The 13868-nt window shown below is 61.1% G+C and carries 10 protein-coding genes; 7 read left to right on the top strand and 3 right to left on the bottom strand.

Features of this window, described 5'->3' with window-relative positions; genetic code table 11:
* Positions 1 to 117: 117 nt before the first annotated feature.
* From HMPREF2875_RS10275 to HMPREF2875_RS10295, 5 genes are all read left to right on the top strand, one after another.
* Entirely contained in the window at positions 118 to 1764 is a 1647-nt protein-coding gene (locus tag HMPREF2875_RS10275) for a thiamine pyrophosphate-dependent enzyme (RefSeq protein WP_070672872.1), read from the top strand.
* 12 nt (positions 1765 to 1776) lie between these two features.
* Entirely contained in the window at positions 1777 to 3114 is a 1338-nt protein-coding gene (locus HMPREF2875_RS10280; protein WP_070672873.1) for an aromatic amino acid transport family protein, read from the top strand.
* Between the two features lie 12 nt (positions 3115 to 3126).
* Positions 3127 to 4167 (top strand): histidinol-phosphate transaminase, encoded by a 1041-nt coding sequence (locus HMPREF2875_RS10285; protein ID WP_070672875.1) that lies wholly within the window; start codon positions 3127 to 3129, stop codon positions 4165 to 4167.
* A 148-nt stretch (positions 4168 to 4315) separates the two neighbouring features.
* Positions 4316 to 5692, top strand: coding sequence for an NAD-dependent succinate-semialdehyde dehydrogenase (locus tag HMPREF2875_RS10290; RefSeq protein ID WP_070672877.1), 1377 nt, complete (start codon positions 4316 to 4318; stop codon positions 5690 to 5692).
* Positions 5693 to 5702: 10 nt separating this feature from the next.
* A complete protein-coding gene (locus HMPREF2875_RS10295; RefSeq protein ID WP_070672880.1) occupies positions 5703 to 6476 on the top strand; it encodes a nuclear transport factor 2 family protein in 774 nt (257 codons plus the stop codon).
* 211 nt (positions 6477 to 6687) lie between these two features.
* On the opposite strand, the gene HMPREF2875_RS10300 is transcribed toward HMPREF2875_RS10295, so the two are convergent.
* Together HMPREF2875_RS10300 and gabT (HMPREF2875_RS10305) are read right to left on the bottom strand one after the other, a co-directional pair.
* Positions 6688 to 7917: an aromatic amino acid transport family protein gene (locus HMPREF2875_RS10300; protein ID WP_070672882.1), complete on the bottom strand. Its 1230-nt coding sequence runs from the start codon at positions 7915 to 7917 to the stop codon at positions 6688 to 6690.
* A gap of 66 nt (positions 7918 to 7983) precedes the next feature.
* A complete protein-coding gene (gene gabT, locus HMPREF2875_RS10305; RefSeq protein WP_070672883.1) occupies positions 7984 to 9312 on the bottom strand; it encodes a 4-aminobutyrate--2-oxoglutarate transaminase in 1329 nt (442 codons plus the stop codon).
* A gap of 117 nt (positions 9313 to 9429) precedes the next feature.
* Here gabT (HMPREF2875_RS10305) and HMPREF2875_RS10310 point away from each other — a divergent pair, with 117 nt between their 5' ends.
* On the top strand, positions 9430 to 10875 hold the full coding sequence (locus HMPREF2875_RS10310; protein WP_070672887.1) for a PucR family transcriptional regulator: 1446 nt from the start codon (positions 9430 to 9432) through the stop codon (positions 10873 to 10875).
* 4 nt (positions 10876 to 10879) lie between these two features.
* On the opposite strand, the gene HMPREF2875_RS10315 is transcribed toward HMPREF2875_RS10310, so the two are convergent.
* Complete coding sequence (locus HMPREF2875_RS10315; RefSeq protein ID WP_246817093.1) at positions 10880 to 12292, bottom strand: helix-turn-helix domain-containing protein; 1413 nt, start codon at positions 12290 to 12292, stop codon at positions 10880 to 10882.
* Positions 12293 to 12525: 233 nt separating this feature from the next.
* Here HMPREF2875_RS10315 and gabT (HMPREF2875_RS10320) point away from each other — a divergent pair, with 233 nt between their 5' ends.
* The gene (gene gabT, locus HMPREF2875_RS10320) at positions 12526 to 13851 is read left to right on the top strand and encodes a 4-aminobutyrate--2-oxoglutarate transaminase (protein ID WP_070672889.1); all 1326 of its coding nucleotides are present in this window, start codon (positions 12526 to 12528) and stop codon (positions 13849 to 13851) included.
* Positions 13852 to 13868: the final 17 nt, after the last annotated feature.

Genomic DNA, 13868 nt, shown 5'->3' on the forward strand with positions numbered 1-13868 from the left:
CTTTTAGCACGCTTCATGCCTTCAAGGCATAGGTTTCCAACTTTCCAGGCATTAGACAACATGACATCACCAAAGAATAATGAGACCACCACCACAACAACTTCAGGGAGGTCCTCCATGTCACACGTCGGCGCCGCCATTGCCGAATCCCTCGCCGCGCACGGCGTGAGCCGCGCATTCCTCGTTCCCGGCGAAAGCTTCCTGCCCGTCCTCGATGGGCTTTATGACAGCCCCGTCGAGGCCATCGTTACCCGCCAGGAAGGCGGCGCCTCCTACATGGCGGAGGCACACGGCAAGGCTACGGGCCAGCCTGGCGTTGCCATGGTGACCCGCGGCCCCGGCGCGGCCAACGCCTTCGTGGGCATCCACACCGCCTGGCAGGATGCCACCCCGCTCGTCCTCTTCGTGGGCCTTATCCCCCACGCCGACCGCGACCGCGAGTCCTTCCAGGAATTTGACCCCAAGGCCTGGTTCGGCACCCAGGCCAAGCAGGTCTTCGTCCTCGATGACCCGTCGCGCGCCTCCCGCGTCGTGGCCGAGGCCTTTTTCCAGGCCCAGCAGGGCCGCCCCGGCCCAGTCATCGTAGGCCTGCCCGAAGATATCCTGCACCGCGAGTTCACCGGCACCATCCACCCGCCCATTCCGGTGTCGGAGGGCGCGCTTTCCGACGATCACCTCAACCTCCTCTCCCACGAACTCAGCCAAGCAGAGCGCCCGTTATTTTTTGCCGGCGGCCCGCGCTGGACCCCGGAGGCCGCGGAGAAGATTACTCGCTTTGCCGAAGAGCACCGCATACCCATCATCCAGGACTTCCGCGCCGCTGATCGCGTGCCTTTCGACTCCCCCGCCAATGCTGGCTGGTTGGGCTATGGCCGCGATCCGCGTGCGGCGCAGCTACTCGAGGATGCCTCCCTCGTTATCGAAGTCGGTGCCGTTCTTGGTGATGTTCCTACCGACGGCTACACCCTGCGCCAGTCCCCGCAGGCACGCAACATCGCCATCAACCCTGACACCAGTCTGCGCGGTCACTCAGTGGCGCTCGAAGAGCACATCGTGGCGAGCCCCGTTGCCTTCGCTAACGCTGTGGACCGCCTGAGCATCGAAGGCGAGGATAAGCGCGGTAAGTGGTTCGACACCGCCCACGCCAACCATCTCGAATTCGCCACCCTCCCCGAGCCAGCAGACTACCGCCCCGGCAAGGACGGCACCGCCCACATGGAGGCCATTCTCGCAGCGCTCCATGAGCAGCTGCCCAAGGACTCCCTCTACACCTTCGGCGCCGGCAACCATTGCATCTGGGCGCAGCAGTTTTTGCGCTCGACGGTCTATCCCTCGCAGTTCAGCGTGCGCAATGGCTCCATGGGCTACTCCGTTCCAGCGGCGGTGGCTACAAAACTGCAGTTCCCTGAACGCACCGTCGTGACCATTGCTGGCGATGGCGAATACCTCATGAACGGCCAAGAGCTCGCCACCGCACTTCAGTACGGTGCCCCCTTCCTCATCATCGTCATGTCCAACGGCGAATTCGGAACCATTCGCGATCACCAGAAGAAGCACTTCCCCGATCGCGTCTCCGGCACGCAGCTTGTGAACCCAGATTTCGCGGCGGTCGCCCGCGGCTTCGGTGCTCACGGCGAGCTCGTGACTGATGATTCCCAAGCACCAGAGGCTGTCGCCCGTGCCCTAGCCGCCATCCAGGAAGAAGGTATCCCCGCACTCATCAACGTCATCACAGACCAAGACCACTCCCTACCCATCGAATAGAGGAGGCTCACCATGAGCACCACACACAATCCCCCGACAACATCGTCCGAGCCCGCCAGCGAACTGAAAGAAGGTGAGCACCTCGTCGGTGATGATGTCGTGGCCAAGCAGCGCCCCGCCGCTTCCACTGCCTCGTGGATCATTACTCTCTTCGGCACCGCCGTGGGTGCTGGTATCCTCTTCCTTCCGCTCAACGCCGGTGGCTTCGGCTTCTGGCCGCTGGTCTTCGCCACCGTCTTTATCCTCCCGTTGGTGTACTTCTCCCACCGCACTTACGCGCGCATCGTGGCCGGCGCACCGAAGGAGGATCACGGCAAGGACATCCTCGAGCTGGTCACCCAGTACCTAGGTAAAGGCTCTGGAGTCATCTTCGCCTTGTTGTATTGGATTACGGTCTTTTCCACCGTGCTCATTTATGGTGTCTCCATCACCAACGCCGTGGACAGCTTCATTGTGAACCAGCTCGGCGGCCCGTCGCTGAATCGCTGGCTGCTCGCCACGATCTGCGTCGGCATCATGACCGGTGGATTTGCCATCGGCCGCAAGCCCATGATCTGGCTGGCGCAGGTACTGGTCTACCCTCTCATCATCGCTCTGGCGGTAACCTCCATATACCTCATCCCGCGCTGGGATCTCCAGAGCTTTATCCACTTCGACGACGGTGCCGATGGCTGGGGCCAGATGCTGAAAGGCATCTTCCTCATCTTGCCGGTGCTGGTCTTCTCCTTCTCCCACATGGCGGCGCTGTCGCAGTTCGCCATCGATATGCAGCCGCAGTACGGCGAGAAGACCGAAAAGCGCGTCTCCCGCACGGAGCTCTACACCGCCATCCTCCTCGTGGTGTTCACCATGTTCTTCGTGTGGTCCTGCGTCCTTGCCTTGGGCGCGGACGGCATGAATGAGGCACTGGAGCAAAACATCCCGGTGCTCTCCTACTTCGCCAACGTCACCGGCACGCCGTTCATGGCGTATATGGCGCCCATCGTCGTCATTTGCGCCATCGTGTCCTCCTACTTCGGCCACATGCTCGGCACCGAAGAGGGCACGGAGTACCTGCTCAAGACCGCCGCGCCACAGCTGGCCGAGAAGGTTTCGCACCGCAGCCTTCTCAACATCATCTACCTCATCGCTTTCGTGGGCACCACGCTCGTGGCGGTCTTCAACCCGTCCATCATTTCCATGATTTCCGTGGTCTCCGGCGTGTTCGTGGCGTTCATTGTCTACATCGTGCCGGTGTACATGTTCAAGAAACTGGACGTCTACAAGAAATTCCGTAACGACCCCTGGAACTACTTCGTCTTCGGTATGGGCGTGCTCATCATGGCCGTCACCATCTGGGACCTGCTTTAGAAAGGAATCCGCATGCTTCGCAGCGATCTCTCCAGCTTCCCTGAGTACAAGGTGGGCAAGGACTTCCCTGATGCCCTCAAGCTGTCCTCGAACGAGGTTGCCTTCCCTCCTTCGGAGAACATCATCGCCGCGGCTGCCGACGCCGCCCGCACCACCAACCGTTACCAACAGCCGGGCTCTCCGGAGCTCACCAACGCTCTGTGCAACTACCTCGACGTGCCTGCGGACAACATCTTTGTCTCCGCTGGTTCCACCCCGATTTTGCAGGCCACTATCTTGGCCTGCTGCCAGACGGGCGATGAGGTCATCGTGCCTTGGCGCAGCTTTGAAGCTTATCCCCTCTACGTCCGCATGGCTGGTGCTACCCCGGTGCTCACCCCGCTGACGGCGGACTACCGCGTGGATCTCGATGCCGCCCTCGCCGCCGTCAACGACAAAACCAAACTCATCATCCTGTGCAACCCCAACAACCCCACGGGCACGGTCTTTACCCGCGGTGAATTCCGCGCCTTCATGGATCGTGTGCCCGAGGATGTCGTCGTCCTGCTCGACGAAGCCTACTGGGAGTACAACGATGCCCCCGATACCCCGGACTCCGTCGAGGAGTACACCCGCTACCCCAACCTGCTGGGCGTGCGTACGTTCTCCAAGGCCTGGGGCCTCGCCGGAATGCGCGTGGGTTATGCGGTAGCCGGTAGGGAAATCATCAACGCCCTGCGGTTGCTCTCCCTTCCCCTGACGGTCACCGCCATGGCGGAGATGGCCGCGGTGGAGGTACTCAAGCACCACGACGAGCTTCTCGACGCCGTCGCCATCACCAAAGCCCAGCGTGACCGCGTCGCACACGAGCTGGGGGCTGAGCAATCCTATGGCAACTTTGTGTGGCTCCCACGCGGTGATGCTGCCGAAGTTGAGCAAAAGATTCTCGACGAAGGAGTGGTCATCCGCCGCTACCTCGACGAAGGTGTTCGCGTATCGATCACCAACGAGGAAGAGACAACGCAGTTCTTGGAGGCATGGCAGCGGGCCGGCATTAAGCCGTGGACGGCCTAACTAGTTCGCGCTCACCATCTTTTCCCAGCGCGACCCTACCTCACAGTGAGATAAAAGCCATAGAGTAAAAATTTATTGGCGCGCATCACATGGCAGCGCTATAAAGGGGATCACCCCGTCAGACTAACGACCACAGGAGGACAACATCATGCCTGGAATTCGTGTAGAAAACCCCGCTACCGGCGAGGTACTGGAGACCTTCGACCACATCACCGAACAGGAAGCACTCGCAGCCGTCGACACCGCTCACGAGGCCTTCCTCAGTTGGCGCGAGACTCCCATTGAGGAGCGCGCCAAGATTGTCACCCGCGTTGGTGAGCTCTTCGAAGAGCGCAAGGACGAATTAGCTGACATCATCGCTACCGAAATGGGCAAACCAGTCTCTGAAGGTGTGGAGGAGGCCGAGTTCTGCGGCGCTATTTTCTCCTACTACGCCGGTAACGGTCCGAAGTTCGCCGCCGACGAGGAAATCCCCGTCGAGATGGATGGCACAGCCTACATCCAGCGCCGCCCCTTCGGAGTTCTGTTGGGCATCATGCCGTGGAACTTCCCCTACTACCAGGTTGCCCGCTTTGCAGCACCCAACCTGATGCTGGGCAACACCATCATCCTGAAGCATGCAGAAATCTGCCCGCGTTCCGCGCTGGCCATCCAGAAAATCATGGATGATGCCGGCGTGCCCAAAGGTGTGTACACCAACGTCTTCGTTACCCACGAGCAGGTTGAAAAGATCATCGAGCACAAGGAGCTGCGCGGCGTATCTCTCACCGGTTCCGAGCGTGCCGGCGCTGCCGTCGGTGCCATCGCTGCCAAGAACCTCAAGAAGGCAGTCCTCGAGCTCGGTGGCTCCGACCCGTACATCATCCTTGACACCGATGACGTCAAGCAGGCAGCCAAGGATGCGTGGGAGACCCGCCTCTACAACACCGGACAGGCCTGCAACTCCAACAAGCGCCTCATCGTCATGGAGGATATCTACGATGAGTTCGTTGCCGAGCTCGTCGAATTGGCCAAGGCCATGAAGCCCGGCAAGCCGGAGGACGCATCCGAGACCGTCTACACACCACTATCCTCGCGCGGTGCCGCCGAGAAGCTCAAGGAGCAGCTCGATGACGCCGTTGCTGCCGGCGCTACCCTGCACGTCGGCGGTGAGCTGGTCGATGAGAAGTCCTCGTACCTGAGCCCCGCCGTGCTTACCGACGTCCCCGTTGGCTCCGACGTCTACTACGAAGAACTCTTCGGCCCCGTGGCCACCGTGTTCAAGGTCAGCAGCGACGAAGAAGCACTCAAGCTGGCCAATGACACGCAATACGGCCTTGGCGGCTGCGTCTTCTCCCAAGACGTCGAGCGCGCGAAGAAGATTGGCCAGAAGCTTGAGGTGGGCATGTCCAACGTCAACACCTACGCCGCTGAGGGCGCGGAGGTGCCATTCGGTGGCGTGAAGAACTCCGGTTATGGCCGCGAGCTGGGCCCGTACGGCATGGATGAGTTCGTCAACAAGTGCACCTACTTCGTAGCAAACTAAGGGAGACATCATGAGTTCACTGGGACACTTTGTTCTCGATGTCCACACCGCGCTTTTCGACGGGCACGATACCTCCGTCCTAGACAAGCACTTCGCCGACAACTTTGTTGAGCACTCACCGCTCATCGCCAACGATGCAGAAGGTCTGAAGAAGTTCGTGGACGACCTCGGCGATGGTTTGAAGTACACCAACGCCCGTGTCATCGCGGATGAGGCTCACAACTTAGTCGCATTGCACGGACAGTTCGACGGCATCGAAGAAGAACCTTTCGTTGGTTTCGATATCTACCGCGTCGAGGGCGACAAGATTGTCGAGCACTGGGACAACCTCGTCCCTAAGGCAGAACCAAACGCAAGCGGCCGCACACAGCTTGATGGCCCCACCGATCCGGGCGATGAAAACCTTACTGAACAGAACCGGCAGCTCGTCACCGAGTTCTTTGAACGTTCACTCATCAGCGGCGATTACTCCGGTTTCATCGAGTACACGCGCGATGATCAGTTTGCCCAGCACTCTCCCGACATTGCCGATGGCGCCCAGAACTGCGTCGACTTCCTCACCAAACTACGAGAGGACGGCGAGGGGCTTGAGTATGAGCGCATTCACCGCACCATCGCTCAGGGCCAGTTCGTGCTGACTCACTCCGAGGGCAGCATCGCCGGCGCCCGCCACTCCTACTGCGAGTTGTGGCGCGTCGAGGACGGCAAGATTGCCGAGCTGTGGGATGCGATTGCTGAAGTTCCGTCCGATGGCGAGGCTTTACATAAGCACGGAATCTTCTAAGCCATTGCACCTCTAGGTCATCGACTAGCACGCACGCCAAAAAGGCTGAGCCGCTCCCGTATCAAGGAGCGGCCCAGCCTTTTCGTGTTTTCGGCACGATCTAGAACTAGGTCTAAGCCGCAACTGCCCGATCTGCCAAAACCACTGCTCCCGCCTCAAGATCTGGCAAGAACTTTGGCATGTAGGCGAGTGCCACGTCCACAGGCTAGTACTAAGCCCAGCCTGCCGGCACCAATCCGAGAATGGAAATGATCGAATAGATGAAGGCCAAGACGTAGACCACGATGATGGTTCCTTGGATTACAGGGTGTGCGAGTCCGCCCACGTTCCAGCCTGGGTCGCGGTCTCCCTTCTTTCGGGAGGCGTGCAACAGCATCACCGGAATGACGGACATGATGGCGCCCGCGAAACCACCAGCATAGGACAACGCCGCAACGAAGCCACCGAGACCAGCTATGGAAATCACGAGTGGCGGAACAACCGTCAGTGCCACTGCCACAATGCGCTGTCCCTTCAGGCCTTCCCAGTGGAAGATGTCCAAGACGTTGCGCATGGTGGTAAAACCAATCGCCAGGAAGGAAGTCAGCATGGCTGCCAGAGCAAAGATGTTGGCCAAGTAATAGGCAACTGGTCCGAGAGCCTCACCCCAGGCAATGGTCACCACTTCGGTGACCTCCATGCCAAGGAGACCGAGGGCAGCAAAGGGAACTAACGCCAGAGTAAAGCCCGTGATGCACATACCCACCACAATCGCCCGTGCGGTCTCCTGGGGCTTGGCCGGATCCATACCCTGTACGAGCTCCGGAACCACATACTGTGCCAAGAAGGAGAACACCGCTAGGTTCAGAATCGGGACGATGAAGAAGGGGTGAAGAACCAGGAGATTCTCAATTTTGATTCCCGGGCCCAGGATTGTCCATCCGCAGAGCACGGCGATAATGATGGCCATGCCGGCGGTAATAGCACCCTCAGTCTTGCCTGTGGTGTGCAGCCCGCGATACATCACCCAGGACCCAAATCCAAAGAAGATCAAGGTTCCCAGAAGCGGCGGCAAGCCGAAGATGTTGTTGATCAGGTCACCGGAACCGGCGGCATAGGCGATGAGTGCACCAATACCGTTGACGATGATGGCGACAAAGACCAACCACCTGCCCCATTGGCCGAGGTAGTGCTCAGCCAATCCAGAGACTTGCAGCGTGGCTTTGGTACGCATTGCGGTCTCAGCTACGTACAGCATGGAAATGGTGGTGAGCGTACCCGCCACAAGCAGGGCAATAATAAGGGCGAGGAAACCACCGTTGCGAGCGGCATAAGGAATGGAGAGGACACCAGCACCGATATTGGTGCCGAAAATCAGGGCAATGCCCTGTGCAAACGATAGTGCTGGCTTGAACTCCGCCGTAGACTCATCCCGCTGCGGAACAGAAATTTTGTTGGACAAAGACTTCTCCGATGACTAATAAAACATGAGCCCACCCGGAAGAATCCGGGTGAGCCAAAGAACGAACTACTTGAACTCGTTGAACTGCTTCACCACCACCTGCAGCGCCTCGCGCCACAGATCCTCCGGGATGGCCAGGGAAGGCAGGAAGCGGATGACGTTGTGGTCGAGACCGCAGGTCAGCAGAAGAACACCCTCTGCCTTGGCGGCATCGGCAATCTTGTGCACCAGCTCGGAATCCGGCTCGCCCTCTGCGGTGACAAATTCGAGGGCCAGCATGGCGCCGCGGCCGCGGAACTCGGCCACGCGCTCATCGCCCAGGATGGGTTCCAGCTCCTCGCGGGCAATCTTCTCGAGGTTCTGGGCGCGCGCACCGAAGTCCTTCTCCTCGAATTCCTTGAAGGTTGCCAGTGCAGCAGCACAGGCCACCGGGTTACCGGTGTAGGTACCTCCCAGGCCACCTGGCTGCGGGGCATCCATGATTTCCGCGCGACCGGTCACTGCGGACAGCGGCATGCCGGAGGCAATACCCTTAGCGATAGTCACCATATCTGGAACGATGCCTTCATGGTCGGAGGCAAACCAGGTACCGGTGCGCATCATGCCCGCCTGGATCTCGTCGACGATGAAGACGACATCATTGTCGTTGCACCACTTCTGGATTGCTGCAAGGTAGCCCTCAGCTGGGACGACAAAGCCGCCCTCGCCCTGAATCGGCTCAGCAACAACACAGGCCAGGTTGGTCGCGCCAACCTCCTGCTCGATCATGGTGATGGTCTTGTTGGCAGCCTCGGCACCGCTCAAGCCATCGCGCAGCGGGTAGGACATCGGCGCGCGGTAGATTTCCGGAGCAAAGGGACCAAAGCCGTTCTTGTAGGGCGACTGCTTAGCGGTCATCGCCATGGTCAGGTTCGTGCGGCCGTGGAAGGCGCGGTCCATGACCACAACGCCGCGTTTGCCGGTGTAGTTACGGGCAATCTTTACTGCGTTCTCCACGGCCTCCGCGCCGGAGTTGAACAGCGCGGTCTTCTTCGGATGATCGCCCGGGGTGACCTCGTTGAGCTTTTCTGCCACGGCCACATAAGACTCGTACGGGGAGATGGTGAAGGAGGTGTGGGTGAAGTGCGCTACCGCCTCCTGGACAGCAGCAACGACGGCTGGGTTGGATGCACCAGCGGAAGTCACGGCAATACCGGAGGCGAGGTCGATGAAGCGGTTGCCGTCGGCGTCGGCAAGAATGCCGCCATCGGCATCCACCACGTAGCCCGGAAGCGACGGCGCCATGCCCGCGGGGAGGGCGTTCTTGCGGCGCTCATCCAGGGCGGCGCTCTTCGGGCCCGGGACCTGCTGGCCCAAGTGGCGGGACTGCTCAATGTGGTACTGAAGTTCCTGCATTGTCTTCCTTTTGTGCTCGGATGAATAGTGTGCCCTTTAGTGTGGCCTCCACCACCCTCTGCTCGATATGGACAAAGTGTATAAATTTTCTCCATTCAACTGTGTAGTCTGTCCATCATGCGTGAGATTTCCTTCCGCTGGCTGCTCAACCAGCGCTCTTTAAACCTGCGAAGCATCGTCACCGCTAGCGCCACGTTCAACACGATCCACGCCTCCGAACTCGCGGACCCTACTGAATTCACCTCCCCCGGCGCGCTCATGCTTACTTTGGGACTTGCCTTTCAGGATGACACGAAAGGGTTCGAGCGCTACGGTGCAGCCCTTGCCGCGGCCGGCGTGCAGGGCATCGGCTTCGGTACCGGGCTGGCCTTTGACAAGGTCCCCACGGAACTTATTCACGCCTGCTCCCACCACAATCTCGCCCTCTTTGAGGTCCCACGCGCCACCCGTTTCGTGTCCATCACCACGGCCGTGGCTCAAGAACAGGCCCGCCTAGACAACAACGCGCAGTTTGCACTCCACCGTCAACAAGAGCGCCTCAATCAAGCCGCGGCCGTGAGCATCGGGGCACTCGTCGTGCAAGCCAGTAAAGAACTCGGCGCTGCGGTAGCCGTAGCCAGTTCCTCCGGGGCGGTGGTCAGCCGCAGCGATCGCGGCCAGCTCAGCGCAGCCGACGCCGCGGTGGGGGCCGCGGAGCAGACGGGGCGGGGAACGGGGACGTCGACAAGCACAGGCGCCACCATCACCAGCATCTTCGGCTCGGCGGGACGGCGCTGGGCCATCGCGGTAACGCGTGCAGAGAAATTCGATTCCTACTCCCGCGCGCTCATCCGGCACCTCGCCGGCCTAGCCAGCCTGCTCTTGGATCACCCCGACACCACTGCGCACACGATCCTCGGGGCGTTGGCACTTGACGCCCAACTGGCCGGGGTTGACTCCCCCGCCCTGCAGGCGGCCTTCCACATGGTCGATAGCCATGACCTCGTGGATATCCTGTTCCTCACCGCACCGTCCCCCTCCCGCCTCGCGCGGGCTTTGAGCGAAATCGGAAAAGCCGAGCCTCTCAGTCTCATCCGCCCAGAACACGATTCCGCACTTATCGCGCTTCCGCCAGGCACCGCGCATCCGAGCTTAAGCGGGAAACACACCCGCTACCTCCGAACGTCCATCCTGCAGCACATTCAATGGCAGGCGTTGACACCGACGCTGTTGTCCTCACTCCAGAGCCACGCGCGCAGCCTGCCCCTCGGTGCTGTGGAGGCCTTCGATTCAGCTGCCCCCACCTGGCTGGCAGAACCCGGAGTCCCCGAGGCCCTCGCTGCCCGGCGCGCAGCGACGGTCAGCCTTCTTGCCGAGCACGATGCGCAGCACAACGCCGAACTGTGCGCCACGCTGCGCTCCTTCCTCGTGGGCAACGCCAACTTAGCCACCGCCGCCGCGGAGCTCGGCGTTCACCGCCACACCGTGCGCGCCCGCTTGGACAAGATAGAGCAACTCTGCGGCGTCGATCTGAGCAATCCCGTCACCCGCGCGGAGCTGCTCTTGCTCAGCCTTGATTCTTAAGAACTCAGTCCGGAGCGCTCACGCCAAGGATAAGTAGCTCCGCCGCCACTAGGGGGTCCTTGAGGTCAACCTCTAATAATTCCTCCAAATCCGCGATGCGCTTGCGCACGGTATGGCGGTGCGAGTGCAACTCCTCAGCGGTGCGGCTTACCTGCCCACCGGCGCGCAGGTAGACCTCCAGGGTTTCCGCCAAGTCGGTGCCGTGCTCGGCATCAAAGGCACGCACCTTGCCCCAGGTCTCCTTCGCGCGGTTGTGCACCGCCCCCTTGACGCGGGGATCCCTAGTCCAGCTCAAAGTGCGCGATTCCGGGCCCGCAAGCATGCCCGGCTGCAGCCCGAAGGCGAAGGACTCCAGCTCGCGGACAATCCCCACCCCCAGCTCAGTCCACGGCATGGGCTGGCCCACGACAATGCGCTTGCTTCCGCGAATATCGCGCAGCAAATCCTGCAGGTTCTTCATCGTTCGGCTTCCCCTAAAGAGCAGGAGGCCGGAGGACTTATCCAGCTCGTATTCAAAGAGCAACCGCCCGTGGTCTTGGAGACGGGCGTCCAGGGCCTGGATGAAACGCCGGTGGGCGCGCTCCCCCTCAGACTTCACCAGGACCGGCCGCACCCGGCCCTGCGCATCACCCACGAGGTGGAAGATACGGCGCATAGGGTCTTCCGGTTGGTCCAACCCCAGCTGGATGGCCAAAGCCATGGAGTTGAGTTCGTTTTGGGTGCGCCGCAGCTCCTGCGGGCGCTTCACGGTGAGTTCCGCTAGGCCTGCGGCCTGTTTGAGCAGCGCGCGCTCGTTGACACCGAAGCCGTCACGCGCCACTGCCAAGAGTCCGAAGGAGCGCGCTCCGTGGTCGGCCAAGCGTTGGGCCAAGACGTTCCACCCGCCTACGCGGCACGCGGCGTAAAAGTTCTGGGCGCGGGTATCGGCAATCACCGGCGTCCAATCCACGGGAGGCAGCCCAGGACAAGTGGACTGCGCAAACACGCGCCCATCTTTATCAACGAGACAGGAATGTGCGCCCAGGAGGCGACTGGTCTTGTCCACGAGGGCATCGAGGCCGGCCACAGCGGCGTCGTTCAGCGCGCCTTGCTGGGCAATGAAACGCTCTAGCCCCTCCTCACGCTGGCGCTGCAACTCGTCGTGCAAACGCGCCAGCACCGAGACGAAAGGTACGCGCCGCGCCACCGTGAAGAGCGAAATGTTGCATTCCCGGGCGGCCTCAACCATGCCGGGCGGAACCTCGGCAAAGGCGAGGCCAACGCCGAAGCCCACCCCCGTCACCCCACCTGCTGCCACCCTACGGATGTACTCTGCTAGCTCCTCAGGCTGTCCTTCAAAAGCCATTCCGGTGAGCAGGATGACGGCCCCATCGCCCACAAATTCGCGAGGATCGCGCAGCTCACAGGGGTGAATCACGGAAAAAGCACTCCCGCAATCGTGCAGAATATCGATCCCCAGATCGGGTTGATTAGCCAACCAAGTGAGGGAAACGCTTCCCTCTTCCAGCCCGGCAGTTACCCCTGTATCCAAAGTGGACAAATCTTCACCCATCTTTCGCCAGATTGTCTATGGCGCCAACCTCAGTGTAGCCATAACAATGACCTGCATCATAAAAATCCAGATCTTTACCTCACAAAGGAGTAGACAGCATGCAGGATCTCAAGCACCGCCTCCCCCAAGAGCGGAATGTCTCCACCGCCATCCCTGGCCCGCGCAGCCAGGAGCTGGAATCCGCACGCCAGGCCGAAGTCGCCGCAGGCGTTATCCCCGGCTACCCGGCCTTCGTCACCGATGGCGACGGTGGCGTGCTTGTCGACGTCGACGGCAACACCCTCATCGACTTTGCCTCCGGCATCGCCGTCACCAGCGTGGGCGCCTCCAACGAGCGCGTAGCGAAGGCAGTCGCCGAAGCTGCTAGCCACCTCACCCACACCTGCTTCCTCAACGCTCCCTACGAGGGCTTTGTTCAGGTGGCCAAGAAACTCAACGAGCTGACCCCGGGTACTCACGAGAAGAAGACCGTTCTCTTCTCCACTGGTGCCGAGGCAGTTGAGAACGCCGTGAAGATTTCCCGCCGCTACACCGGCAAGAACCGCGTCGTGGTCTTCGACGGTGCCTTCCACGGCCGCACCAACCTCACTATGACCATGACCGCCAAGAACAAGCCGTACAAGCAGGGCTTTGGCACCCTGGCTGCCGATATCTACCGCGCACCGATGTCCTACCCGCTGCGTGACGGCCTCGACGGCAAACAAGCAGCCGAGCGCACCCTGCGCTACATCGAGCAGTACGTCGGCACTGAGGAGCTGGCCGCCGTCATCATCGAGCCCATCCAGGGCGAAGGCGGCTTCGTCGAGCCGGCCAAGGGCTTCCTTCCTGCACTGCAGGAATGGTGCACCGACAACGGCGTTGTCTTCATCGCCGATGAAATCCAGGCAGGTATCTGCCGCACCGGCTCCTGGTTTGCCTGCGAGGACGAGGGCATCATCCCGGACCTCATCACCACCGCCAAGGGCGTGGGCGGCGGCATGCCGCTCTCCGCTGTCACTGGCCGCGCCGAAATCATGGACGCCCCAGACCCGGGCTCCCTGGGCGGTACCTACGCTGGTAACCCGGTGGCCTGTGCTGCCTCCCTCGCTGCTTTCGAGGTGATGGAGGAGCACGATCTCAAGGGACGTGCCCGCGAGATTGAGGCCATCATCCGCGAGGAACTCGAGCCGCTGTTGGAGCTCAACACCGTCGCTGAGATTCGTGGCCGCGGCGCCATGATCGCCATCGAGCTCGTTGATGACAACAACCAGCCCAATGCTGACCTCACCGCAAAGGTAGCCAAGACCTGCCGCGAGCAGGGCGTGCTCATCCTCACCTGTGGCCTCGACGGCAACGTCATCCGCCTGCTCCCGCCGTTGGTCATCAACGAGTCCACCCTGCGCGACGGCCTCCACGTCCTGGCTGAAGCCATCCGCGCAAACTAAACCCCACCACACAATCC

Source organism: Corynebacterium sp. HMSC078H07, from assembly GCF_001812805.1.
Classification (GTDB): domain Bacteria; phylum Actinomycetota; class Actinomycetes; order Mycobacteriales; family Mycobacteriaceae; genus Corynebacterium.

Coding starts and splice junctions, on each gene's coding strand:
- HMPREF2875_RS10285 (WP_070672875.1), top strand. CDS start 3,127: ATGCTTCGCAGCGATCTCTCCAGCTTCCCTGAGTACAAGGTGGGCAAG.
- gabT (WP_070672883.1), bottom strand. CDS start 9,312: ATGCAGGAACTTCAGTACCACATTGAGCAGTCCCGCCACTTGGGCCAG.
- HMPREF2875_RS10290 (WP_070672877.1), top strand. CDS start 4,316: ATGCCTGGAATTCGTGTAGAAAACCCCGCTACCGGCGAGGTACTGGAG.
- HMPREF2875_RS10275 (WP_070672872.1), top strand. CDS start 118: ATGTCACACGTCGGCGCCGCCATTGCCGAATCCCTCGCCGCGCACGGC.
- gabT (WP_070672889.1), top strand. CDS start 12,526: ATGCAGGATCTCAAGCACCGCCTCCCCCAAGAGCGGAATGTCTCCACC.
- HMPREF2875_RS10280 (WP_070672873.1), top strand. CDS start 1,777: ATGAGCACCACACACAATCCCCCGACAACATCGTCCGAGCCCGCCAGC.
- HMPREF2875_RS10295 (WP_070672880.1), top strand. CDS start 5,703: ATGAGTTCACTGGGACACTTTGTTCTCGATGTCCACACCGCGCTTTTC.
- HMPREF2875_RS10310 (WP_070672887.1), top strand. CDS start 9,430: ATGCGTGAGATTTCCTTCCGCTGGCTGCTCAACCAGCGCTCTTTAAAC.